At 72.6% G+C, this 22,564-nt stretch carries 20 protein-coding genes and 1 pseudogene; 15 read left to right on the top strand and 6 right to left on the bottom strand.

The window, feature by feature from the left end; genetic code table 11:
• Positions 1-54 precede the first annotated feature (54 nt).
• The 7 genes from AB0761_RS17050 (at position 55) to AB0761_RS17020 (ending at position 5,985) form a co-directional block, all read left to right on the top strand.
• Entirely contained in the window at positions 55-765 is a 711-nt protein-coding gene (locus AB0761_RS17050) for a UbiX family flavin prenyltransferase (RefSeq protein WP_377269893.1), read from the top strand.
• A 128-nt stretch (positions 766-893) separates the two neighbouring features.
• A complete protein-coding gene (locus tag AB0761_RS17045) occupies positions 894-1,361 on the top strand; it encodes an Lrp/AsnC family transcriptional regulator (protein WP_055588637.1) in 468 nt (155 codons plus the stop codon).
• A 24-nt stretch (positions 1,362-1,385) separates the two neighbouring features.
• Complete coding sequence (locus AB0761_RS17040; RefSeq protein WP_377269892.1) at positions 1,386-2,360, top strand: threonine/serine dehydratase; 975 nt, start codon at positions 1,386-1,388, stop codon at positions 2,358-2,360.
• A gap of 78 nt (positions 2,361-2,438) precedes the next feature.
• The gene (gene mqnE, locus AB0761_RS17035) at positions 2,439-3,605 is read left to right on the top strand and encodes an aminofutalosine synthase MqnE (RefSeq protein WP_377269891.1); all 1,167 of its coding nucleotides are present in this window, start codon (positions 2,439-2,441) and stop codon (positions 3,603-3,605) included.
• A gap of 373 nt (positions 3,606-3,978) precedes the next feature.
• A complete protein-coding gene (locus AB0761_RS17030; RefSeq protein ID WP_377269890.1) occupies positions 3,979-4,542 on the top strand; it encodes a GNAT family N-acetyltransferase in 564 nt (187 codons plus the stop codon).
• Positions 4,543-4,596: 54 nt separating this feature from the next.
• Positions 4,597-4,950 (top strand): DUF4229 domain-containing protein, encoded by a 354-nt coding sequence (locus tag AB0761_RS17025; RefSeq protein ID WP_377269889.1) that lies wholly within the window; start codon positions 4,597-4,599, stop codon positions 4,948-4,950.
• Positions 4,951-5,007: 57 nt separating this feature from the next.
• Positions 5,008-5,985 (top strand): LacI family DNA-binding transcriptional regulator, encoded by a 978-nt coding sequence (locus AB0761_RS17020; RefSeq protein WP_377269888.1) that lies wholly within the window; start codon positions 5,008-5,010, stop codon positions 5,983-5,985.
• Here AB0761_RS17020 and AB0761_RS17015 read toward each other — a convergent pair.
• The 3 genes from AB0761_RS17015 to AB0761_RS17005 form a co-directional block, all read right to left on the bottom strand.
• Positions 5,960-6,532: a Uma2 family endonuclease gene (locus AB0761_RS17015; RefSeq protein WP_377269887.1), complete on the bottom strand. Its 573-nt coding sequence runs from the start codon at positions 6,530-6,532 to the stop codon at positions 5,960-5,962. The two genes, AB0761_RS17020 and AB0761_RS17015, sit on opposite strands and share 26 nt — an antisense overlap.
• A gap of 30 nt (positions 6,533-6,562) precedes the next feature.
• Complete coding sequence (locus AB0761_RS17010) at positions 6,563-7,807, bottom strand: MFS transporter (protein WP_377269886.1); 1,245 nt, start codon at positions 7,805-7,807, stop codon at positions 6,563-6,565.
• A 172-nt stretch (positions 7,808-7,979) separates the two neighbouring features.
• Positions 7,980-8,183 (bottom strand): cold-shock protein, encoded by a 204-nt coding sequence (locus AB0761_RS17005; RefSeq protein ID WP_055588630.1) that lies wholly within the window; start codon positions 8,181-8,183, stop codon positions 7,980-7,982.
• A gap of 318 nt (positions 8,184-8,501) precedes the next feature.
• Here AB0761_RS17005 and AB0761_RS17000 point away from each other — a divergent pair, with 318 nt between their 5' ends.
• From AB0761_RS17000 to AB0761_RS16975, 6 genes and pseudogenes are all read left to right on the top strand, one after another.
• A complete protein-coding gene (locus tag AB0761_RS17000) occupies positions 8,502-9,380 on the top strand; it encodes a menaquinone biosynthetic enzyme MqnA/MqnD family protein (RefSeq protein WP_377269885.1) in 879 nt (292 codons plus the stop codon).
• A gap of 287 nt (positions 9,381-9,667) precedes the next feature.
• Positions 9,668-11,347: a protein kinase gene (locus tag AB0761_RS16995; protein WP_377269884.1), complete on the top strand. Its 1,680-nt coding sequence runs from the start codon at positions 9,668-9,670 to the stop codon at positions 11,345-11,347.
• A 105-nt stretch (positions 11,348-11,452) separates the two neighbouring features.
• Positions 11,453-12,675 (top strand): annotated as a pseudogene (gene mqnC / locus AB0761_RS16990) (cyclic dehypoxanthinyl futalosine synthase).
• Between the two features lie 17 nt (positions 12,676-12,692).
• Positions 12,693-13,343 (top strand): hypothetical protein, encoded by a 651-nt coding sequence (locus AB0761_RS16985; RefSeq protein WP_377269883.1) that lies wholly within the window; start codon positions 12,693-12,695, stop codon positions 13,341-13,343.
• A gap of 162 nt (positions 13,344-13,505) precedes the next feature.
• Positions 13,506-14,054 (top strand): hypothetical protein, encoded by a 549-nt coding sequence (locus tag AB0761_RS16980; protein WP_377269882.1) that lies wholly within the window; start codon positions 13,506-13,508, stop codon positions 14,052-14,054.
• A 45-nt stretch (positions 14,055-14,099) separates the two neighbouring features.
• A complete protein-coding gene (locus AB0761_RS16975) occupies positions 14,100-14,792 on the top strand; it encodes a demethylmenaquinone methyltransferase (protein WP_377269881.1) in 693 nt (230 codons plus the stop codon).
• Positions 14,793-14,969: 177 nt separating this feature from the next.
• Here AB0761_RS16975 and AB0761_RS16970 read toward each other — a convergent pair whose 3' ends face one another.
• The 3 genes from AB0761_RS16970 to AB0761_RS16960 form a co-directional block, all read right to left on the bottom strand.
• Positions 14,970-16,055: a cellulose binding domain-containing protein gene (locus AB0761_RS16970; RefSeq protein ID WP_377269880.1), complete on the bottom strand. Its 1,086-nt coding sequence runs from the start codon at positions 16,053-16,055 to the stop codon at positions 14,970-14,972.
• A gap of 251 nt (positions 16,056-16,306) precedes the next feature.
• A complete protein-coding gene (locus AB0761_RS16965) occupies positions 16,307-18,724 on the bottom strand; it encodes an endonuclease/exonuclease/phosphatase family protein (protein WP_377269879.1) in 2,418 nt (805 codons plus the stop codon).
• Between the two features lie 271 nt (positions 18,725-18,995).
• Entirely contained in the window at positions 18,996-19,160 is a 165-nt protein-coding gene (locus AB0761_RS16960; RefSeq protein ID WP_377269877.1) for a hypothetical protein, read from the bottom strand.
• A gap of 188 nt (positions 19,161-19,348) precedes the next feature.
• Here AB0761_RS16960 and AB0761_RS16955 point away from each other — a divergent pair, with 188 nt between their 5' ends.
• Both AB0761_RS16955 and AB0761_RS16950 read left to right on the top strand, forming a co-directional pair.
• Positions 19,349-20,665 carry a geranylgeranyl reductase family protein gene (locus AB0761_RS16955; RefSeq protein ID WP_377269876.1) on the top strand — a complete coding sequence of 439 codons (1,317 nt, stop codon included), beginning with the start codon at positions 19,349-19,351 and terminating at the stop codon, positions 20,663-20,665.
• Positions 20,666-20,830: 165 nt separating this feature from the next.
• On the top strand, positions 20,831-21,577 hold the full coding sequence (locus tag AB0761_RS16950; protein ID WP_377269875.1) for a transcriptional regulator: 747 nt from the start codon (positions 20,831-20,833) through the stop codon (positions 21,575-21,577).
• Positions 21,578-22,564: the final 987 nt, after the last annotated feature.

Genomic DNA, 22,564 nt, shown 5'->3' with positions numbered 1-22,564 from the left:
GGGGGAGCGTATCCGCAGGGTTGCCGCCTTCGGATCGAAGGTAAAGTGCAGGTGATGGCTGAGTCAGCGGCAATGGAGCACCGGGGACGGCCACGGCGGCCATGGGTGGTCGGCGTGTCCGGGGCCTCCGGGACCCCGTATGCGGCCGCGGTGATCCGGGCGCTGCTGGCGGCCGGGGAGGACGTCGACCTGGTGGTGAGCCGGGCGGCGAGGCTGACCGTGCTGGACGAGACCGGCATCTCCTTCCGCGACGCGCACTGGCAGCAGGACCTGCGCACGTGGCTGGAGCAGGGACTGGGCGACTCGCCCGCACCGGACACCGTCGAGGTCGACCCGGCCAGGCTGCGCTACTGGCCGGCGGGCGACCTGGCAGCCGGGCCGTCCAGCGGGTCGTACCCGGCGAAGGGGATGCTGGTGGTGCCGGCGAGCACCGCCGCCGTCGCCGGGATCGCCCTGGGCCTCTCCAAGGACCTGCTGCAACGGGTCGCGAGTGTCACGCTCAAGGAGCGCCGCCCGCTGGTGGTGGCGGTGCGGGAGACCCCGCTCAACGGGCAGACGCTGCGCCATCTGGTGGCGCTGGACGATGCCGGGGCCGTGGTGCTGCCCGCCTCGCCCGCCTTCTACGCGGGCGGCTCGACCGCGCAGCAGCTGGTGGACTTTGTGGCGGGCCGGGTGCTGGACGCCGTCGGGGTGGAGCACTCGCTCTACCGGCGCTGGCGGGGATCGCTGGGGGAGGCCCGTGCGGCGGTGGCCGAGGGGAAGTGAGCGGTGGTCGCACGGCAGAGTATGTTCTTGGAACTTCCGGGCCGCCGCGGCCCGGAGCCTTTGACTCCAAACGCCGAAGCGCGGGTTCGGCAACGATGGGAAGGTCCGTGTAGGTGAAAGAGCACAGCATGGACGCGGTGGACCGGCAGCTCATCCAGGCACTGCGGGAGAACGGCCGAGCCTCCTATGCGGAGCTGGGGCGGCTGGTGGGGCTCTCCGGCCCCAGTGTCACCGACCGCATCAACCGGCTGGAGCAGGCCGGGGTGATCACCGGCTACCGGGCCACCGTGAACCCGGCGTCGCTGGGCTTCGGGGTCACCGCCCTGATCGGTCTGCAGCTGAGCGACGCCGCGGACCACGAGGACGTGGCACGGCGGCTGAAGGACCTGGGCGAGGTGGAGGACTGCTGGTTCATCGCCGGCGACGACTCCTACATGCTCAAGGTCCGGGTGTCGGACGTCGACGGGCTGGAGTCGGTGGTCAAGCGGCTCTCGGGCACCCGCGGTGTGGCCAGGACCCGTACCACCGTGGTCCTGTCGACCAAGTGGGAGAACAGGGTGAGTACGCCGCCGGAGGACGACGCCGACCGGCGGTAGGCACATCGAGCAAGGGGAGACGTGATGGCACTGGTGGGACTGGCGGAGCTGACGGAGGCACGGGAGCGGATCGCGGGAGTCGCGGTGCGCACCCCGCTGCTGCCCTGCCCCTGGGCCGACGACGAGCACAGCAGCCTGTATCTGAAGCCGGAGAACCTCCAGCCCACCGGTGCCTTCAAGACACGCGGCGCCTACAACCGGCTGGCCGCGCTCACCCCGGAGGAGGCCGCCCGGGGCGTGGTCGCGCAGTCCAGCGGCAACCACGCGCAGGCGGTGGCGTATGCGGCGCGGCTACTCGGCATCAAGGCCGTGATCGTGATGCCGAACACCTCACCCGCGGTCAAGGTGGAGGCCACCCGCTCCTACGGTGCCGAGGTGCGGCTGGTGGCGCCGGAGGAGCGGGACACCGTCCCGCTGCAGCTGGTCGAGGAGTACGGCTATCTGCATGTGCACCCGTACGACGACCCGCACATCATCGCCGGGCAGGGCACGACCGGTCTGGAGATCGCCGAGGACGCCGCCGCGCTGGGCCTGGCGCTGGACACCGTGCTGGTGCCGGTGAGCGGAGGCGGGCTGATCGCGGGCACGGCCGCCGCGCTCAAGCTCACCGCGCCCGGGGTGAAGGTGATCGGGGTGGAGCCGGAACTCGCCGCCGACGCCCAGCAGTCCCTGCGCACCGGGGAGTTGACCAGCTGGCCGGTCGAGCGGACCTACCGCACCGTCGCCGACGGGCTGCGCACCACCTCGCTGGGCAGGCTGCCGTTCGAGCACGTCCAGGCCTATGTGGACGACATTGTGACGGTCAGCGAGGACGAGATCAGGGCAGCCGTCGCCGTCCTGGCCCGGCGGGCCAGGGTCGTGGCGGAGCCGTCCGGGGCTGTGGCCGCGGCGGCCTACCTCTTCCGGCGCGGCGAGCTGCCGCCGGGCCGCAACCATGCCGTCGTGGTGAGCGGCGGCAATGTCGACCCGCAGCTGCTGGCGGAGCTGCTCGCAGTCTGAGCAGGGCACAGGCGTAGGCTCAGGGGGTTGCCCCGGCCGGACACTTCGGGGCGGGTACCAGAGGAGGCGGAGACGCACATGGACGCAGGGCTCAAGCGTGAGCTGGAGGCCAAGGTCCTCGCAGGCGAGCGGCTGTCCCGCGAGGACGGCGTCGCGCTGTACGAGAGCGACGACCTGGCCTGGCTGGGCGGGCTGGCACACCACGTGCGGACGCAGAAGAACGGCGACGTCGTCCACTTCAACGTCAACCGCCACCTCAACATGACCAATGTGTGCAGCGCCTCCTGCGCTTACTGCTCCTTCCAGCGCAAGCCGGGGGAGAAGGACGCGTACACCATGCGCATCGAGGAGGCCGTGCGCCTCGCCAAGGCGATGGAGAACGACCAGCTCACCGAGCTGCACATCGTCAACGGCCTGCACCCCACGCTGCCCTGGCGCTACTACCCCCGCTCGCTGCGCGAGCTGAAGAAGGCGCTGCCGGAGAGTGTGGCGCTGAAGGCGTTCACCGCCACCGAGATCCACTGGTTCGAGCGGATCAGCGGCATGCCGGCCGACGAGATCCTGGACGAGCTGATCGACGCCGGCCTGGAGTCGCTGACCGGCGGCGGCGCCGAGATCTTCGACTGGGAGGTGCGCCAGCACATCGTCGACCACGACACCCACTGGGAGGACTGGTCGCGGATCCACCGGCTGGCGCACAGCAAGGGCCTCAAGACGCCCTGCACCATGCTCTACGGCCACGTCGAGGAGCCCCGCCACCGGGTGGACCATGTGCTGCGGCTGCGTGAGCTCCAGGACGAGACCGGCGGCTTCCAGGTCTTCATCCCGCTGCGCTACCAGCACGACTTCCATGACTCCAAGGACGGCAAGATCCGCAACCGGCTGCAGGAGCGGACGCAGATGGCCACCGGCGCCGAGGCGCTGAAGACCTTCGCCGTCTCCCGGCTGCTGTTCGACAACGTCCCGCACGTCAAGGTCTTCTGGGTGATGCACGGTGTCACCACCGCCCAGCTGGCGCTCAGCCACGGTGCCGACGACATGGACGGCTCGGTGGTCGAGTACAAGATCACCCATGACGCGGACAACTACGGCACGCCCAACAAGCTCAGCCGTGACGATCTGCTGGAGCTGATCCGAGAGGCCGGGTTCCGCCCGGTGGAGCGCAACACCCGGTACGAGATCATCCGCGAGTACGACGGTCCCGACCTCCAGCTCCGTGAGCAGCCCCAGGCGATGCGCCTCTGACTGCCCGCCCGTGCAGCGGCAGCTGTGGCCCGGCACCCCTCGAGGTGCCGGGCCACAGTCGTCGGTGGCGGGGTGGGAACGTGCCCGGCGGTCGGCGGTCGGCGGTCGGCGGTCGGCGGTCGGCGGGCGACGGCCCGTCAGCCCGGGCCGTGGCGGTCCCGCCTGTCGGCAGGGCGCCGGGCCGACCGGTGCGGCCGCGCAGGGAGCGCGTGGGCGGCTGGCGCCGGGGACCGCTACGGCGTCGTATCGCACGTTGGGCGGGTGCCGGGATGTTCGGCTTCTCGGAGCCGTCGGTCGGCGACGGCAGCGGTGCGATGACCGCTGTCAAGGGCGCTTGAGGGGACTCCCCACGGCTGCCTTAAGCTCGATGATTATGGACCTGACTTTCGTCCTCGATCCCGAGGTGACCCCGGAGCTGCAGGAACAGCTGGTGGAGCTGTGGACCGACGTCAGCAACGCCGGCGGTGCGGTCGGCTTTGTGGCGCCGGTGACCGCCGAGCGGGTGCGGCCCGTCGCCCAGCGCCAGCTGGCAGGGGTCGCCGACGGCCCCGACCGGCTGCTGACCGCCTGGGACGCCGCCAGCGGACGGCTGGCCGGAGTGGTCTTCTTCGAGTCGCAGCGCTTCGATCTGATGGAGCACTGGCGGCTCCTGAAGCGGGTCATGGTCCACCCCGACTTCCAGGGCCGCGGCTACGGCGCCGCGCTGCTGGCCGAGGCCGAGAGCACGGCCCGGGACTGGGGCCTGGCGGGGCTGAAGCTCACCCTGCGCGGCGGCCTCGGGCTGGAGCGGTTCTACGGACGCAGCGGCTACACCGAGGTGGGCCGGGTGCCCGGCGGGATCCGGGTCGCCGACGGCGACGACCGCGACGACGTCTCCATGTGGCTCGACCTCCGGGAGACCGGCCCCGTACCGGGGCAGCGCCCCGGGCGTGCTTGACTGGAGCAGGGCCGCCATGTGTCGGCCGTGAGCGGTACGAGAGGAAGGCCACCGGTGAGCAAGTCGCACGCCACGCTCCGCTATACGTCCATGAGGGCCGTGATCTTCGCCGTCTGCTTCATGGTCGCCGTTCTGCTCGCCCACTACGGGATCATCCCCGTGGCCGGTGAGGCGGGCTATGTCTTCCTGCTGCTGCTGGCCGCGCTGGTCTCCGCGCCGATCAGCTATGTGGTGCTGAGCCGCCAGCGCGACGAGATGTCCGAGCAGATCGTCGGCAGGGTGTCCGGGATGCGCTCGCGCACCGCCGAGCGGATCGCCGCGCAGAACGCCGAGGAGGACGCCCTGGACGAGGCCAACCGGGCCAGTGCGGTCGAGGCGCTGCACAGCGACCGTCCCGCCTCCGCCTGACCCTCACCGGCCCCGGTGCACCAGCAGGATCAGGAACGCCGCCCCACGGGGCGCGATGTGGCACGCCTGGCCGGCGTCTCGCAGGCCACCGTCTCGCTGGTCTTCTCCGACAGCGGCGGCGCCCACCGGGTCTCCGAGGCGACCCGGCAGCGGGTCCGGGACGCCGCGCGTGCCCTGGACTACCGTCCGCATGCCGCGGGCCGGCAGCTGCGGCTGGGCCGGACCGGGTTGATCCTGCTGGCGGTGCCCAACATCCTCGGCCCGTTCTTCGCCCGCGTCCTGGAGGGCGCCCATGCGGAGGCGGGCCGGCACGGGCTCGCGGTCGTCGTCAGCTCCGGCTGGAGCAGCGCGACCCTCGCCGGGGCCACCACCACCAGCCAGTTCGACGGCCTGGTGGTCTGCTCACCGGACGACAGCCAGCTCGGCGAACTCCCCGAGTCCACTCCCGTGGTCTTCCTGGACTCCGACCCCGCCCACGGCCGGGGCGCCGCCCGGCGGATCACCGTGGAACTCGACGTCGCCGGCGGTATGCGTGCCGCCGTGGAGCACCTGGCAGCCCTCGGCCACCGGCGCATCGGGCATCTGCGGTCCACCCTCTCCGCGCACACCTTCCGCGCCCGGCAGGCCGCCTTCGAGCATGCGGCGCGCGGGCTGGAGGTGGTGGAGGTCGGCGTCAGCATCAATGAGGGCCTGGCCGCCGCCCGCAGTGCCGCCCGCATCCTGCTGGACCGCCCCGACCGCCCGCGCGCCGTGATGTGCGACGACGACGTGGTCGCCTCCGGCCTCTACCAGGCGGCCGCGGCCCTGGGCCTGAGCATCCCCGCGGATGTCTCCGTCATCGGCATGGACAACATCACCGCCGCGGAACTGCTCACCCCGCCGCTGACCACCGTGGACCTCCCCGGTGAGGAGCTCGGACGGCACGGGGTCGCGGCACTCGCCGCCCTGCTGCAGGGCGACCGCATCGACCCGCCGGGCCCGCTGCCCACCTCCCTGGTGGTGCGGGCCTCTACCGCTTCGGCAGCAGCGCGCTGAGGTCGAGGTCGATCGGGAACGGGACAGCAGACCTCAACCGGTCCCGGACGATCCCGATCGGGGCGTAGCGGCAGGTCGGGCCGTCCAGCTCGTAGACATGGACCACCGGGTGGCCGTCCTCCTCGATCAGCCAGTAGTGCGGGATACCGGCCTCGGCGTACTTGCGCAGCTTGACGACGCGGTCGCGGTGGGCCGACTCAGGGGAGACCACCTCCACGATGAGCCGGACGTCGGACGGGTCGTACCAGGTGAGGGCGGGGTCGTACGGCGTGACGACCGCGAGCAGGTCTGGTTCCGGCCGGTTGCGCGCGTCCAGGCGGACGGTCACCCCGCGATCGATCTGAGTGCCGTCCGGCGCTTGAGCGGTCAGCATCGTGGTGAGCGCGGTGACCAGGCGGCTGTGCCAGACACGTTGCGGTGACATCTGGAAAACCAGAGTTCCGTCGATCAGCTCCGTGTGGCGCGGGGCCTCCGGAAGGTGGTCCAGGTCATCCGCGAACCACCCCTCGGCGCGCGGCGGCTGCATCCAGTCGGGCAGAGCGGTCACGGGCCCAGAGTAGCTAGTGCGGGGGCGGCACTAGCCGAGCGGCGCAGTGCAGGCCCCTTCGGCGGCCCGGCGCTGGGCGGGCAGGTGCACCGCTGCCGCGGGCGGCACCAGGCGGCGGCGGGCGCCGAAGAGCAGCAGCGCGCCCACCGAGACACCCGCCGCGCCGCACAGCGCGGCGGCCCGCAGCGAGCCGTCCACCAGCACCCCGGAGACGGCGGCGCCGGCCGCGTTGCCGGTGGAGATCACGGTGACCAGCCAGGCGAAGGCCTCGGTGGTGGTGCCGGGCGGGGCCAGTTCGCCGATCAGTACGAAGGCGGCGGCCAGCAGCGGGGCCAGGCCGAGTCCGGCGAAGAAGGAGAGGGCGGTCATCAGGGCCGGGGAGGGCAGCAGCAGCAGGGAGAGGAAGCCGGCCGCCATCAGCGACGCCAGGGCCCAGGTCCGGGTGGCCGTGGTGGCACGCCAGGGCACCGCGCCGTACACCAGGGCGCCGACCAGGCCGCCCGAGGCGGCGACCGCCAGCAGGGTGCCCGCGCCGCCGGGCAGTCCGCCGCGGTGGGCCTCGGCATAGGCCACATACAGCACGGCCTGGGAGCCCAGCGCCCAGCCGGCCCCGGCCAGACCCACCAGCAGCAGCACCAGACCGGGGGAGCGCAGCGGTCCCAGCAGGCCGGCGCCGCCCGCGGTGTCGCGGGGCGGCGCGGTCCAGGCGCGGGCGGGCGCGGCGGTGGCCACCACCAGGGCCCCGGCGAGGCCCAGCCCGGCGGCGATCCACAGCGCCGCCACCGGGGAGGCGGTGGCGGCGATCACGGCCACCGCCAGCGGGCCGACCACATAGAGCAGTTGCTGTGAGGCGGAGTCAAAGGCATAGGCGGTGTCCAGCTGCCGCTCCTCCACGATGTCCGGCCACAGGGCGCGCAGACACGGCTCCAGCGGCGGCATCGCCAGTCCGGCGAGCACCGCCCCGCCGAACTCCGCGGCGGCCGCTCCCGGTGCGACGGCCAGCAGCGCATAGCCGAGTCCGGCCACCACCGCGGCGGCCAGCAGCACCCGGGGCTGTCCCGCCCGGTCCACCATCCGGCCCAGCACCGGTCCGCCGACCGCCGCCGCGACGGCGTAGGCGGCGGTCACCGCGCCGATGCGGCTGTAGGGGGCCTGCGCCTCCCGCAGGGCGAGGGCGATGACCAGTGCGGTCATCCCGGCGGGCAGCCGGCCGACGAGGGTGCCGGTGAGCAACCGGGCGACATGCGGACCGCGGAGCAGGGAGAGATAGCGCACCCCTCGAAGTTATACGTATAACTTCGAAGGGTCAAAGCGCCCGCACGCAAAGGCAGGGGGCCCGTCGCGTACGCATACGCGCGGGCCCCCTTGGGTGGTGCTCGTCGTGGCCACCGAATGGAGCGCCGGTCCGCACAGGGCGGTCCGGAGGCTCCGGGCGATCAGAGGATGGTCAGATGACGCTGACGTTCTCGGCCTGCGGGCCCTTCGGGCCCTGGGTCACGTCGAACGAAACGTTCTGGTTCTCCTCCAGCGAGCGGAAACCGTTCGCGTTGATGGCGGAGTAGTGGACGAAGACGTCGGGGCCGCCGCCCTCCTGGGCGATGAAGCCGAAGCCCTTCTCGGCGTTGAACCACTTGACGGTTCCGGTCGCCATACCGTTCTCCTTGCGAGGGACGTGAAGGGAACCACACCGCGTGGCCCCCGGTCCGCTGCGCTGATCGCCCTGCCTCCGAAAGTTCATCCGGAGTTTCTGCATAGTGCTGAAAAACTACGAAAAGCCCGCGGTCACATGCTCCGCAGGCTTCAAGTACTGCAAGGGGAATCAAACTGCAACTGCGGGCAACCGTAGCATGCACGTTGCGCCCCAGGCCAGGGATGACATACGCGCGTGCGGGTGTGTCACGCCGCACTCCCGGAGACCCGCCGGGCCCCCGCGGCGGGTCCGCGGGGCGGCAGGCATAACCTGCGGAGGGTGGACACTACAACTGCCGACGGCGGCCACCCCGCCCCACCCACACGGCCCCGCGTGGGCCACATCCAGTTCCTGAACTGCCTCCCCATCTACTGGGGGCTGGCCAGGACCGGGAGCCTTCTCGATCTGGACCTCACCAGGGACACCCCCGAGAAGCTGAGCGACCGACTGGTGACCGGGGATCTCGACATCGGCCCTATCACCTGTGTGGAGTACCTCCGCCACGCCGACGAGCTGCTGGTGCTGCCCGACATCGCGGTCGGCAGCGACGGCCCGGTGATGAGCTGCGTGATCGTCAGCCAGGTGCCGCTGAGCCGGCTGGACGGGCGCCGGGTGGCTCTGGGCTCCACCAGCCGCACCTCGGTCCGGCTGGCGCAACTGCTGCTGGAGGAACGGGAAGGGGTGCGGCCCGACTACTTCAGCTGCCCGCCCGACCTGGGCGAGATGATGCGCGAGGCGGACGCCGCCGTACTGATCGGCGACGCCGCGCTGCGGGCCAACCTCTACGAGGCACCGCGACTGGGCCTGGAGGTCCATGACCTGGGTGCGATGTGGAAGGACTGGACCGGGCTGCCGTTCGTCTTCGCGGTCTGGGCGGCACGGCGCGAGTTCGCCGAGCGGTACCCGGAGGTCGTGCGCGAGGTGCAGCGGGCGTTCGTGGAGTCGCGCGACCTCTCGCTGGCCGAGGCGCCCAAGGTGGCCGAGCACGCCGCCCGCTGGGAGCCCTTCGAACACGGAGTGCTGGAGCGGTACTTCACCGAGGCGCTCGACTTCTCCCTGGGCGGGAGCCAGCTCTCCGGCATCGCCGAGTTCGCCCGGCGGGTCGGCCATGACTCGGGCTTCCCCCCGGATGTGAAGGTGCAGCTCCTGGGGAGCTGAGCCGGGTCCGTGCAGCGGGCGCTGACGGCCGCTCGGCTGCGCCGGACGGACGGCCTCCGGGCCGGGCCCTACCGGTCTGCCCCGCGGGTCCCGCCGTGCCCGGCGGCCCCGCCCGGCCCTGCTTCCGCGGCGCCGGGCGGCCCTGCCCGGGACAGCCGGACGCCCGCGTGCGGGCGCCCATGTTGCAGGTGCGGCACAAGCGGTGGCCGTCCGGTACGGGCCGGGCCTGCGACGGGTACCTTCTGATCCGGCAGGGCACGGGGCGAGCGGAGCGAGGGGGGCGTGCCATGGAACCGCTGGGGCCGGGCGACCCGCGGCAGGTCGGCGGCTACCGGCTGCTGCGGCGGCTGGGCGCGGGTGGCATGGGACGCGTCTATCTGGGCCGTACCGCAGGCGGCCGGACCGTCGCGGTGAAGCTGGTGCGGACCGATCTGGCGGACGACGAGGAGTTCCGGGCCCGCTTCCGGCAGGAGATCGCCGCCGCCCGCCGCGTCGGCGGCGCATGGACCGCTCCCGTGCTGGACGCGGACACCGAGGGCGAGCGGCCCTGGGTGGCCACGGGCTATGTGGCCGGGCCCGCCCTGGACGCGGCGGTGAAGGAGGCCGGGCCGCTGCCCGAGCGCTCGGTACGGGCACTGGGCTCCGGGCTGGCCGAGGCGCTGGCGGCGGTGCACGCCACCGGACTGGTGCACCGTGATGTCAAGCCCTCCAATGTGCTGCTGGCGCTGGACGGGCCGCGCCTGATCGACTTCGGCATCGCCCGTGCGCTGGACGCCAGTACCTCCCTCACCCGGTCCGGCTATGTGGTGGGCTCACCCGGCTATATGTCGCCGGAGCAGGCAGCCGGGGGCGAGGCGGGCCCCTCCGGTGACGTCTTCTCACTGGGCGCGGTGCTGGCGTACGCGGCCACCGGGAGCCCGCCGTTCGGCGACGGGGTGAGCGCCGCGGTGCTGCTCTACCGGGTGCTGCACGAGGAGCCCGATCTGACGGGGCTGCCCGGCGGCCCGCTGCGGGACGCCGTGGAGGCGTGCCTGGCCAAGGACGCGTCCGCGCGACCCACCCCGGACCAGCTGCGGACGGCCCTGACGGGTGGTGAGGGGACCGTACGGCTGCTGAGGGACGGCTGGCTTCCCGCGGCGCTCTCCGCATCCGTCGGACGGCGCGCGGCGGAGCTGCTGGACCTGGAGGACGAAGCAGCGGTGGAGACGGCCGCCCCGTGGCCCGGACAGGGCGCCGGCGGCAGCGGGACCTCGGGGGTGTCGCCGGTGAGCGGCTCCTTCGGGCCGCCGCCCGAGGATTGGGCCCCGGCCGGTCCGCTGGAGGACGCCCGGCCCGGGGCCACGACACCCGAGGGGGCGGCGCCCGAGCCCGCGGCGACCGGGACCGGCGCACACGGGGCTGCCCCGGCCGGGGCAGCGCTGCCCGCGGTTGCCGCCACCGGGCCGGAGCCGGTCCGTACCCGGCGTACGGGGCCCGGAGTCAGGGCGGCCGCCGCCGCGGGGGTGCTGGCGCTGGCCGGCGGCGCCGTCGCACTGGCCCTGCTGCACGGACTCGGCACCCCCGACCCGCACCCCAGCGGGCCCACCACCGGCACCGCCGCACCGAGGGACGGCGGGGTACCGCCCGCGATGGTCGGCAGCTGGCAGGGGGACATCACCACCGAGCTGATCCCGCTGAGCAGCACCTTCCAGTTGACGGTCCGCCAGGGTGACAAGGGCGCGGTGGTGACCGAGTCGCGCAACAACTCCCAGCTGACCAAGGGTGCCTACTGCCTCGGCCGGGGGACCCTGGTCTCCGCCGACGCCCACTCGATGGTGGTCCGGGAGGAGCCCTCCGGCGGCAACACCCAGTGCCTGGGCGCCGCCGAGACCCAGACCTACACCCTCAACGCCGACGGGACCCTGCACCTGGACGTCGCCGACCCCGCCGCCGGAAACCCCTCCGGCGACCTGGCAAAACAGGGCTGACCACCTGCAACGGGGCTGCCGGGGAGCCGTCCCCCCGCTGGCGTAGGCTGGTCCGGCGGTCGGCCGGCCGTACCAGCACGACCCGTCCACAGGAAAGGACGCCAGGTGTCCGAGCCCGCAGCGCCCCACGCCGCACCCTCCGGGGACGACCTCCAGCCCGTCCTCGACCGCGCGGCGGCCGGCGGCCGGATCACCCCGGAAGAGGCGCTCGACCTCTACCGCCACGCCCCGCTGCATGCGCTGGGCGCCGCCGCGGACGCCGCGCGCCGCCGCCGCTACGCGGGCACCGAGCACATCGCCACGTACATCATCGAGCGCAACATCAACTACACCAATGTGTGCGTGACGGCGTGCAAGTTCTGCGCCTTCTACGCGCCGCCGAAGAGCGACAAGGGCTGGTCGCGGGATCTGGACGAGATCCTGCGCCGCTGCGCGGAGACCGTGGAGCTGGGCGGCACCCAGATCATGTTCCAGGGCGGCCACCACCCCGACTACGGCGTGGAGTACTACGAGAAGCACTTCGCGGCCATCAAGGAGCACTTCCCCCAGCTGGTGATCCACTCGCTGGGCGCCTCCGAGGTGGACCACATGGCCAGGATCTCGGGTGTCTCCGTGGAGGAGGCCATCTCCCGGATCCACGCCGCCGGCCTGGACTCCTTCGCCGGTGCGGGCGCGGAGCTGCTGCCCGAGCGGCCGCGCAAGGCGATCGCCCCGCTCAAGGAGTCGGGTGAGCGCTGGCTGGAGATCATGGAGACGGCCCACAACCTCGGCGTGGAGTCCACCACCACCATGCTGATGGGCACCGGTGAGACCAACGCCGAGCGGATCGAGCACCTGCGGATGATCCGCGACGTGCAGGACCGCACGGGCGGCTTCCGGGCCTTCATCCCCTACACCTACCAGCCGCAGAACAACCACCGAAGGGCCGGACGCAGGCCACCGTCTTCGAGTACCTGCGGATCATCGCCGTCGCGCGGCTGTTCCTGGACAACGTCGCCCATATCCAGGGCTCCTGGCTGACCACCGGCAAGGAGGCCGGCCAGCTGACGCTGCACTACGGCGCCGACGACCTGGGCTCGGTGATGCTGGAGGAGAACGTGGTCTCCTCCGCCGGTGCCAAGCACCGCTCCAACCTGCTGGAACTGATCCACCTCATCCGGGCGGCCGGACGCACACCGGCGCAGCGTGCCACCACCTATGAGCACCTGGTGGTCCACGACGACCCGGCGAACGACCCGGTGGACGCCCGGGTGGCCTCCCACATCGCCTCCACCGCGATCGAGGGCGGCACCGCCCACCCCGAGCTGACGATCCTCTCGGCCAACTGACCGCCGACCGCTGACCCGTGCTCACCCTGCACCGCGCCGATCTGGTGCTGCCCGTCGGCGCACCGCCGCTGCCCGACGGGGCGGTGGCGGTGCGCGACGACCGCATCGTCGCGCTGGGTCCCTACGCCGAGCTGGCCGCAGCCCATCCGGACGCCCGCACCCGCAGCTGGCCCGGGGTGCTGACGCCGGGGCTGTGCAACCCGCACGGCCGGATGCTGCTGGAGCACGCCTACCACCCGGATCCGAGGGAGGCCGACCGGCTGGGCACCGCGCCGCTCACCGGTCAGGCGTTGGCCGCACTGGACCTGGACGACGCGGGCTGGGGCGCCGGCGCCCGCCGGGGCCTGCAGCGGATGCTGAGCCAGGGCACCACGGCGCTCCGCGGCCCGCTCCTGCGGCCCGCCGTACGCACCGCGGTCGCCCGCTCCGGCCTGGTCCTGCTGCCCCCGCCCGAGGGCGACCCGGGTGAGCCGGGCTTCGATGTGCTGCGGGCGGGACTGGCGGCCGCGGTGCACACCCCGCTGGCGGTCGGTGCCCGTGCCGATCTGGCGGTCTTCGCGGTGGCCGCCGGCGCGGACGAGGGCGTGGAGGCCGCGTTGCGCGCCGCCGGAACGGGGAGCTGCATCGCGACGGTGCTGGCCGGACGGCTGGTCCACCGGCGCCGCTGAGCGCCGCCCGGGAGCGAACTGGCGCCTCGGCGGGCCCGGTTGATCACGTCCGGCCGTGACCTGGAGGCCGTCGGGCCGCTACGATCCCCGCAACCGCTGTTCCCCGCGGCGGCCCGTCCCAGAAGTCCGTCCTCCATGCCCCGCAGGCAGCAAGCAGGAACGATGCGATCCGAGCCCGTCCCCCGGATCGGCCGTGGCTGGTACGTCACAGCCGTGCTCGGCGCCGTACTGGCGCTCGGCATGGCCGTGCTCGGCTGGCGCCAGTTGAACCAGGCCGACCGCATCGCCGCCGACCCTGTGCAGGTCCACGGCACCGTCGCCCGGCTGGCGTCCGGCACCGCCACCTACAGCCAGGTCGACTACCCCGCGGCCGGGCACACCCTGCACGCCGCCGACCTCCGGCTGCCCGAGGACGCCGCCGTGGGTGATCCGGTCTGCCTGGAGTACGCCAAGGCCGACCCGACCGCCGTCCGGGTGTGCGGCCAGCGCTATCCGCAGCCGGCCGGCATCGGCCTGGCGCAGACCAGCGTGCCGGTCGGGCTGGTGCTGCTGACGGTGTGCCTGGTGCGTATCCACCGCCATCGGCGCGCCCTCGCTGCGCACACCGGGGCGGTCCGCACCACGGCGGTCTTCGCCGCCGAGGGAGTGGCCGCCGTAGCGGGCCGGGCCCGCCGCAAACGGCGCGGCGGCGGGCGGCGCGCCCGTCGCTGAGGCCCGGCTGCCGCCGGTCCCGGCCGGGCGGTGAAGAATGGGCCCGTGATCCGAGCTTCCCTGGACAAGCAGCCGCACGAAGTCGCCGCGATGTTCGACGATGTGGCGGCCAAGTACGACCTCACCAATGACGTGCTCTCCCTGGGGCAGACCCGGGCCTGGCGCAGGGCGGTGGCCCGTGCGGTCGACGCACGCCCCGGTGACCGGGTGCTGGACCTCGGCGCGGGCACCGGCACCTCCTCGCTGCCGTTCGCCGCGGCGGGGGCCCGGGTGGTGCCCTGCGACTTCTCGCTGGGGATGCTCACCGAGGGCAAGCGCCGGCACCCCCAGCTGCCGCTGACCGCGGGGGACGCCACCCGGCTGCCCTTCGCGGACGGCTCCTTCGACGCGGTGACCATCTCCTTCGCCCTGCGCAATGTGCAGGACACCGACACCGCGCTGCGCGAGATGCTGCGGGTGACCCGGCCCGGCGGCAGGGTGGTGATCTGCGAGTTCTCCAGCCCCACCTGGGCGCCCTTCCGCACCCTGTACACCGAGTACCTGATGCGGGCCCTGCCGCCGGTCGCCACCGCGGTCAGCAGCAACCCGGACGCCTATGTCTATCTGGCCGAGTCGATCCGTGCCTGGCCCGACCAGCGTGCGCTGGCCGCGCTGCTGCAGCGGGCGGGCTGGTCCCGGGTGGCCTGGCGCAATCTGACCGGCGGCATCGTCGCCCTGCACCGCGCCACCAAGTCCTGACCCCCGCCCCCGCCGTGCGGCGCCGCGTGAGGCGGTTCGGCAGCACGGCGGGGGCGCGGGGAGCCGCCCGGGGGAACCGGCGGCTGGACTGCTCCGCCGGGCGGTTCCCCGCGCCCGGGTGGTGCGGGCCCGGCTGCCGACGCCGGGCCGCCCCGCTCACGGGTGGCGGGGGTGGTGTCAGGAGGCGCTGCAGCCGACCACCGGGGCCGTGGCCGTACCGCCCGTGGAGGCGAGGAAGCCGAAGGTGGCACTGGCTCCTGCCGCCAGCGCACCGTTCCAGCTGACATTGCGGACCGTGGCGGTGGAGCCGCTGGTGCTCAGTGTGCCGTTCCAGAGCTGGGTGATCTGCTCGCCGTCGGGCAGGGTCAGGGTGACCGTCCAGCCGGTGATCGCCGAGGTGCCGCTGTTGGCCACCGAGACCTCTCCCTGGAAGCCGCCCTGCCAGCTCCCCACCTGCTTGTAGGTCGCCGTGCAGCCCGACTGGCCGGGCGGGGTGCTGGTGGGCGGGGTGGAGGTCGGCGGGGTGCTGGTGGGCGGCTGGCTCGGGGTGGTTCCGTCCAGCGCGGCGGCCAGCGCCGGGTACCAGCGGTCCGACATCTTCAGGATGCCGTTGTCATTGGGGTGCACCCCGTCCCCGGTGTCGGTGGCGTCATTGAAGCCGGTCCACTGGTCGACGACCGTGATCGGCGACTGGGCGGTCGTCCTGCCCGCGGCCCAGCCGGGGATACGGGCGTTGAGGTCGACCACCCGCTGGGCGCACTCGGGGCAGCTGCTGGGGTTCATCGGGATGATCTGGGCGACCAGGATCCTCATGGCGGGGTTGGACGCCCGCATCTGGTCCACCAGCTTGCTGTAGGCGGCCAGGATGACGTCCGGGCTGCGGTTGCTCCAGACGTCATTGGTGCCGAAGTGCATGACAACGATGTCGGGACGGGTGGCGGAGAGCCAGCCCGGCAGCTGGTTCTGATCGGCCACCGCGGTCACCAGGGCGCCGCCGTGCCCTTCGTTGTCCCCGTCGTACGGCACCGAGCAGCCCTGCGGACCGAGGGTGCCCACCATGTCGATGTTGGTGTACCCGGTGTTCTGGAGCCTGTTCCACAGCAGCGCCCGCCAGCAGCCGGGTGAGCCGGTGATGGAGTCGCCGAGCGGCATGATCCGGACGGGGGCGGCGGCCGCTGCGGCCTGCCCGGCCGGCCGTACCACCACCAGGGCGAGCACTGCGGCCAGCACGGCCAGCAGTGTGCCCAGAACGTTCTTCCTCATAAGACTCATGGGTGCCCTTTCGCGCGTGTCCGACGCCTGCGGCGGTGAAGGGCGGCCCGGGCAGGCTCGGCGGATGGGCGCGGGAGCGCTCCCACGACGGCCCGGATCGCCCAGCAGCGACCCGCAGCCGGTACCGCCCCCATGAACCCATCGGGGGTGTCGGCGCGTCAAGACATATGCAGACAGCCCGCCCGCCTCCGCTGCGGCTCGGCAGTGGAAGCGGGCGGGTCTGCACCAGCGGGGGCAGCCGGTTACGGCTTGATCCGGACCACCTGCGGGTCGTGGTCGCTGGCCTGGTCGGCGAACTCGGAGTTGATGTGCACCACGTCGTAGTCGGCGTGCTTCAGCGCCGGGCTGACCAGGATGTGGTCGAGCACCTGCGAGTTGCCCTGGTAGACGTAGGAGTAGCGCTCCCGGGCCGGCAGGGTGTTCACCAGGTCGGTGAGCGCGCTGCCGTTGCCGCTGAGGGTCGTCACCGCGGGGGAGAACTGGTAGTCGTTGAGGTCGCCCAGCGCCACGATCCGCGCCTCGGGGTCGGCCGCCTCCAGCTGCTCCACAAAGGCGTGCTCCAGGATCGCCTGCCTGACCCGCTGCACCTCGGAGCTGCGGACCGGCGACTGGAAGCGGCTGTCGACGCTCTGGTCGCCGCCCTTGCTGTCGAAGTGGTTGGCGATCACAAAGAGCTTGTCGCCGCGGAAGGTGAACTCGCCCACCAGCGGCTTACGGCTGCTGTTCCACGCCTGGTCGGTCGGGGTGATCCGGCCGGGCGAGACGGTCAGCGCCGTCGCGTCACCCGTGCCGGTGACCCCCACCGCGGTGGTCGCGTCGCCGCCGGCGCGGTCGTTGAAGCCCACCCGCGCCGGGTTGAACAGGAAGGCGGTGCGGATGTTGCCACCCGGCTCGCCGCCGTCCTGGTCGTTCTGCGGGTCGATGGTCCGCCAGGAGTAGCGGGGGCCGCCGGCCGCCACGATGGCGTCCACCAGCTTCTGCAGGGTCTTGCCCGCGGTCACGGTGCCGTCGTCGGCGGCGCCGTTGTCGTCCTGGATCTCCTCCAGGGCCACGATGTCGGGCGAGCGGAGGTTGGTGACCAGGCCGCCGGCCAGGGCGTCGAACTTGGACTGCGGGTCGGTCGGGTCGAGGTTCTCCACGTTGTACGTGGCGACGGCGACCTCGTTGGACTTCGCCTTGGCGGTGACCTCGCGCTGCAGGCCGCCGTCGTCCACCGTGCCCAGGGTGCGGGCGACCAGGGTGTAGGTGCCGGCGTACTGGTTGTAGTCCAGCGGGCCGGTGGTGGTGCCGGCGAGGGTGTCGCCGACGTTGGCGGTCGGGAACGCGCTCGTGGCGGTCGGGATGAGCGACTGCACCATCAGACGGCCGGAGTTGGGGTCGTCGTAGGACGGGTAGTAGGTGCCACCGCGCTTGGTGGGGTTCTGGTCGCCCTTCACCGTGACCCACAGCTCGCTGTAGGGGTCCGTGGCGCCCACCACCCGGGCGTCGGAGACCTGGACGTCCATGCCCTCCAGCGACTCGTAGAGGTCGAGCGCATAGCTGCGGGGCTGCAGCGGCAGGTCCTCGATGGAGCCGCCGCCCACGCTGGGCACAAAGGCGTCGGGGACGTTCTCGTCGTTCAGCACCACCGGCGCGGGCAGCGCGTTGCCACTGGAGACCACCGTCACCGAGGGCTTGGAGATCTCGGTGACCGACTGGATGCCGGAGGCGGCGCCGCCCGGGTAGTACTCGGAGACGGTGCCGGAGACGGTCACGCTGTCACCGACCGCCACCGTGGGGGTGGAGCTGGTGAAGACGAAGACGCCCTCGCTGGTCGCCGGGTCGGCGTCGGGCTGCGGGTCCTGCATCCAGAAGCCCTTGGAGCCGTAGGTGCGGACGCCGGTGACGATTCCGGTCACCCCGGTGACCGCCTTGCCCGCCAGCGGCGACACTCGGGTGTTGCCCTGGATGTCGTGGATCCGGGCGGTCACCCCGGTCTCGGTCGGCGTGGGGGTGGGTGTCGGGGTCGGGGTGGAGCTGTCGGTGGGGGTGGGCGTGGGGCTGCCCCCGGAGCCGCCCGCGGAGTTCGCGGGGGTCGGCGCACCGGCCGTGAAGTCGGCGGCGTTGTCGTCGGTGTCCGCCAGGGCCGGGCGCGCGACCGAGGCGGTGTTGCTCGCCCCGGCGGCGGCGCCGCTGCCCTCGTGGACCACGGCGGTGCCAAAGCCGACCAGGTCCTTGATCCGGGTGTCCGCGGCGCAGTCCGCGGCGTTGAGGCAGGTGAGCGGGTCGGCTCCCTGGACCAGGGCCACGGTGCCGCTGGTGCCCGACAGGGCGATGGTGCCGGTGGCGTCGGGGGTGGGCAGCGGGGTGGTGCCGCCGGTGCCTGCCGCCTCGCCGACCAGGTAGCGGCCGCCGGCGGCGAGGGCGCCGGTGAGCGGGGTGGACTGCCACTTGGAGGTGGCGGTGGGGCTCCCCGGGAGGTACTGCACGCTGTAGCCGGAGAGGTCCAGCGCGGTGGAGCCGGCGTTGCCCAGCTCGATGAAGTCATTGGTGTACGTGGCGCCGGAGTTGCCGCCGCCTCCGTACACCTCGGCTATGACGGCATCCGCGGAGGGGGCGGCGAAGGCCGAGTGGACGCCCATTCCGGCCAGCACCAGGGAGCCGGTGATCGCGATCGGCACCAGCCGCTTGCGAAGCCGGGCGGTGCGGGGTCTCTCGGGACGGGAATTGCGTCGGGAGTGTGCGACACCGGTGGCGTCTCCTTCGGGAACGGACGGTGCGTCAGGCATGGCTCTGGCAGCGCCCTTCAACCCCGCCGCGGTCCCGGGTCGGGCCCAAGGAGCGCCGCGCTCAAGATACGCGCGTAGAACACCGCGCAGAAGGGATTTGAGGTTAAATCTCGGCGACCGCGCATGGCCCTGGGGGCGGCGGAGGGAAAGGCCTGCCGGTGCGTCAGACCGCCGCATCCCGCTCCGGCGTGACGATGGAGCCGAGTCGGAGCAGCAGCACGCCCGACGTCAGCAGCAGGACGCGCAGGCTCACGGCGTCCCGCAGCTCCCTGAGGAATCCGCGCGGACCCGGCCGGGGCGGCGCTGCGGAGGACAGGGCGCTGCTCATCGGTGGGCGCCTCCTGGCTCGGCTGCCGGGTCAGCTCACTGCACACCGTGCCCACCCGGCGACGGGGCTCGCCGGGTGGGCCGCGCATACCGCCCGACCGGCTCTACCGAGGGGCGGGCCCATAGACTGCTCGGGGTCCGGTTCCGGACCGGGCCAGCATCAGCCGAGAGCAGCCAGGAGTGCCGAACGTGACCGAGACCGCAGCTCCCGACGCCGCCGCCAAGCCGGACGAGCCCGTCGAGGGAACCGCCGATGTGATCGTGGTGGGCGCCGGTCCCGCCGGGGCGACGACCGCGTACCACCTTGCCAGGGCCGGTCTTGACGTCCTGCTGCTGGAGAAGTCGTCCTTCCCCCGGGAGAAGGTGTGCGGTGACGGGCTGACCCCGCGCGCCGTCAAGCAGCTGGTGGACATGGGCATCGATGTGTCCGAGGGTGCCGGCTGGCTGCACAACAAGGGTCTGCGGATCATCGGCGGCGGGGTGCGGCTGGAGCTGGACTGGCCCGAGCTGGCGTCCTTCCCCGACTACGGCCTGGTCCGCAAGCGCGCCGACTTCGACGAACTGCTGGCCCGGCAGGCGGAGAAGGCCGGGGCGCGGCTGTACGAGCGGGCCAATGTCACCGGCCCGGTGCTGGACGACCGTACGGGCCGGATCACCGGTGTGACGGCCAAGCTGGGCGAGGAGAAGCGGCCGGTGGTCTTCACCGCGCCGCTGGTGGTCGCGGCCGACGGCAACTCCACCCGGCTGTCGCTGGCGATGGGCCTGCACCGCCGCGAGGACCGGCCGATGGGTGTGGCGTACCGGACGTACTTCACCAGCCCGCGCCATGACGACGACTATCTGGAGTCCTGGCTGGAGCTGTGGGACCGGCGCAAGGGCCGCAACACGCTGATGCCCGGCTACGGCTGGATCTTCGGGATGGGCGACGGCACCAGCAATGTGGGGCTGGGCCTGCTCAACACCACCTCCTCCTTCGGTGAGATCGACTACCGCGAGCTGCTGAAGTCGTGGTGCGCCAACATGCCCGAGGAGTGGGGTTACACCCCGGAGAACATGACCGAGCCGATCCGCGGCGCGGCCCTGCCGATGGCCTTCAACCGCCAGCCGCACTACACCCGCGGCATGCTGCTGGTGGGCGACGCCGGCGGCATGGTCAACCCGTTCAACGGGGAGGGCATCGCCTACGCCATGGAGTCCGGCCGGATCGCCGCCGATGTGGTGGTCCAGGCCCGTGCCCGGGTCACCGAGGCGGGCCGGGAGCGCGCCCTGGAGGCCTATCCGCAGGTGCTCAAGGATGTCTACGGCGGCTACTACACGCTGGGCCGCGCCTTTGTGAAGCTGATCGGCAACCCCCGGGTGATGCGGGTGGCCACCGAGCGGGGGCTGACCCACCCGATGCTGATGAAGTTCGTCCTCAAGCTGCTGGCGAACCTGACCGACCCGCGCGGCGGCGACGCCATGGACCGCATCATCAACGGCCTCGCCAGGGTCGCCCCCAACGCCTGACGGCGGTCCGGTCCGGCCGCCGGCGGCGCCGGCGGCCGGAATTCCTCCTCCCCCTTGATTCCGGCCGCCCCGGCAATTCGCCCGTCGCTCCCATTGTCATGGGTTGACGCTCTGTCAGGCCATGGATACCCTGCACGGTGCCCACACCTGTGAAATGGGGGAGGAATGGGTGGGGACGACTTTGAGAGCGCACTTTCCCAGATTCGCAGCCTGATCGACTCGGCGGTGTCGGCCCATCGCGACCGGCAGTCGCGGTCGGCCGGGATCCTGGAAGTGGACACCGGTCGGGATCGCCTGGTCAGGGCCTTCGGCCAGCAGGTCGCAGCGGCTCGGCGGACGGTCGACATAGCCGTCCCGGAGTGGAACTCCCGTTCCGGTGAGCTGTTTTCCGGGCTGCGCCGGATGATTCCGGAAGGCGTCCGCGTCCGGCTGCTGTCCGCGCCCGCGGCAATCGACGACGACCTGGTCCTGCGATACCGGAAGGGCGCGCTCGGCGCCGAGATCCGCATCGCCGGGAATGCACTCCAGGGTTTTGCCCTGGTCGACGGGAGAAACGCGGTCGTCTGCTCCGGGCCGCCGCCGGACGGCCGGTTCTTCCTGGTCGCGGCGGGCTCCGTGGTCCGGGTGCTCGACACCCTCTTCGGCAGCGCCTGGCAGGAGGCACTGCCGCTGGGCGACCACCTCCGGTTCTCCCGCTGGGCCGGCACCGAGCCCGGCCGGCAGGTTCTGCTCCAGCTGTGCAGCGGATCCACCGACGAGGTGGCCGCTCGGGCGCTGTCGATGTCGGTCCGCACCTACCGCCGCCAGGTGGCGGAGCTGATGCGGCTGCTGGGGGCGAGCTCCCGCTTCCAGGCAGGGGTGCAGGCCTGCCGTCTGGGGATGCTGTCGGCCGGCCCGGCGGACCGCGGATGAGGGCGCCGCTCCCCGCACCGGCCCCTCCCTCTCCGGCCCCTCCCTCCCCGGCCCCGCGCAGGCCGTCACGCACCCGGTCCGGCTGCTCCCAGGCCAGCAGCACCTACGACGCGGGCCCGGAGCGTATCGACACGGCGACTTCGAGCGGCGCCGGGTCGGATCCGCCGGGGGCCGCCTCGGCCGCCGAGACGCACACCCGGCGTCGCCCAGCCGCCGGTAGAGGCGAGCGCCGGCGCCGGTGAGGTCGCGCAGCTCCGCAAGGACCGGCTCGGCGGCCCGCACCAGCCCCAGGCGGTCGTCCTCGGGCGGCGGCGGCTGCTGCCGGTGGGCCCGGGCGGTCATCTCCCACAGCCGCTCCCCGAGCGTGAACCGGCCCTCGGTGTCACGGCCGATCAGCCGCACCCGCTCCAGCGCCAGGGCGAGGCGAGGGCGGCCAGCAGCGCGGAGGTCTTGTCGATCACGCCCACGCCGCCGCTGTCGAAGCCGGCTGAACTGGTCACCATGGTCCGTCCCGGGCCCGTCTGCCGCACTGGTCGTCTGCCGCACCGGTCGTCCGCTGCGCCGTCGTGCCTCTGTCCGCGAGCGTGCAGCAGCGGCGGGGGCCGTCGTGCCGCCTGACAGGAAGCTGCGGATCCCTGCACGCCGGGTGACCGTGTGATGACGTTTCGTCATGATACATCGCACTCTGTGGCAGCTTGATGTCATTGCGTACAGGCCCCAATTGGGCTTGTGAACCAAAGGTCAAGCGGGGCCGCGCCACCCCACCCGCAAGGGTGGCCGGCGGCTAGCACGGGGTCTGCCGACAGCCAAATTTGATCTGATCCGCGTTCTCCTGATATGGAAACGGGCCCCGCACCTGCCTTCTGCCAGTGAGTATGACGTTGTGTGATCAGATGGGTGCCATCCGTGGTCAAAGTCTGACCGGTCTGACTTCATGATCATTCGTCAGGTGGTGTAGATCACAAAGTTCCCCGTGACCCCGTGTCG

The organism is Peterkaempfera podocarpi (assembly GCF_042466665.1).
GTDB lineage: Bacteria > Actinomycetota > Actinomycetes > Streptomycetales > Streptomycetaceae > Peterkaempfera > Peterkaempfera podocarpi.
This window is presented reverse-complemented; position numbering and strand designations above follow the sequence as displayed.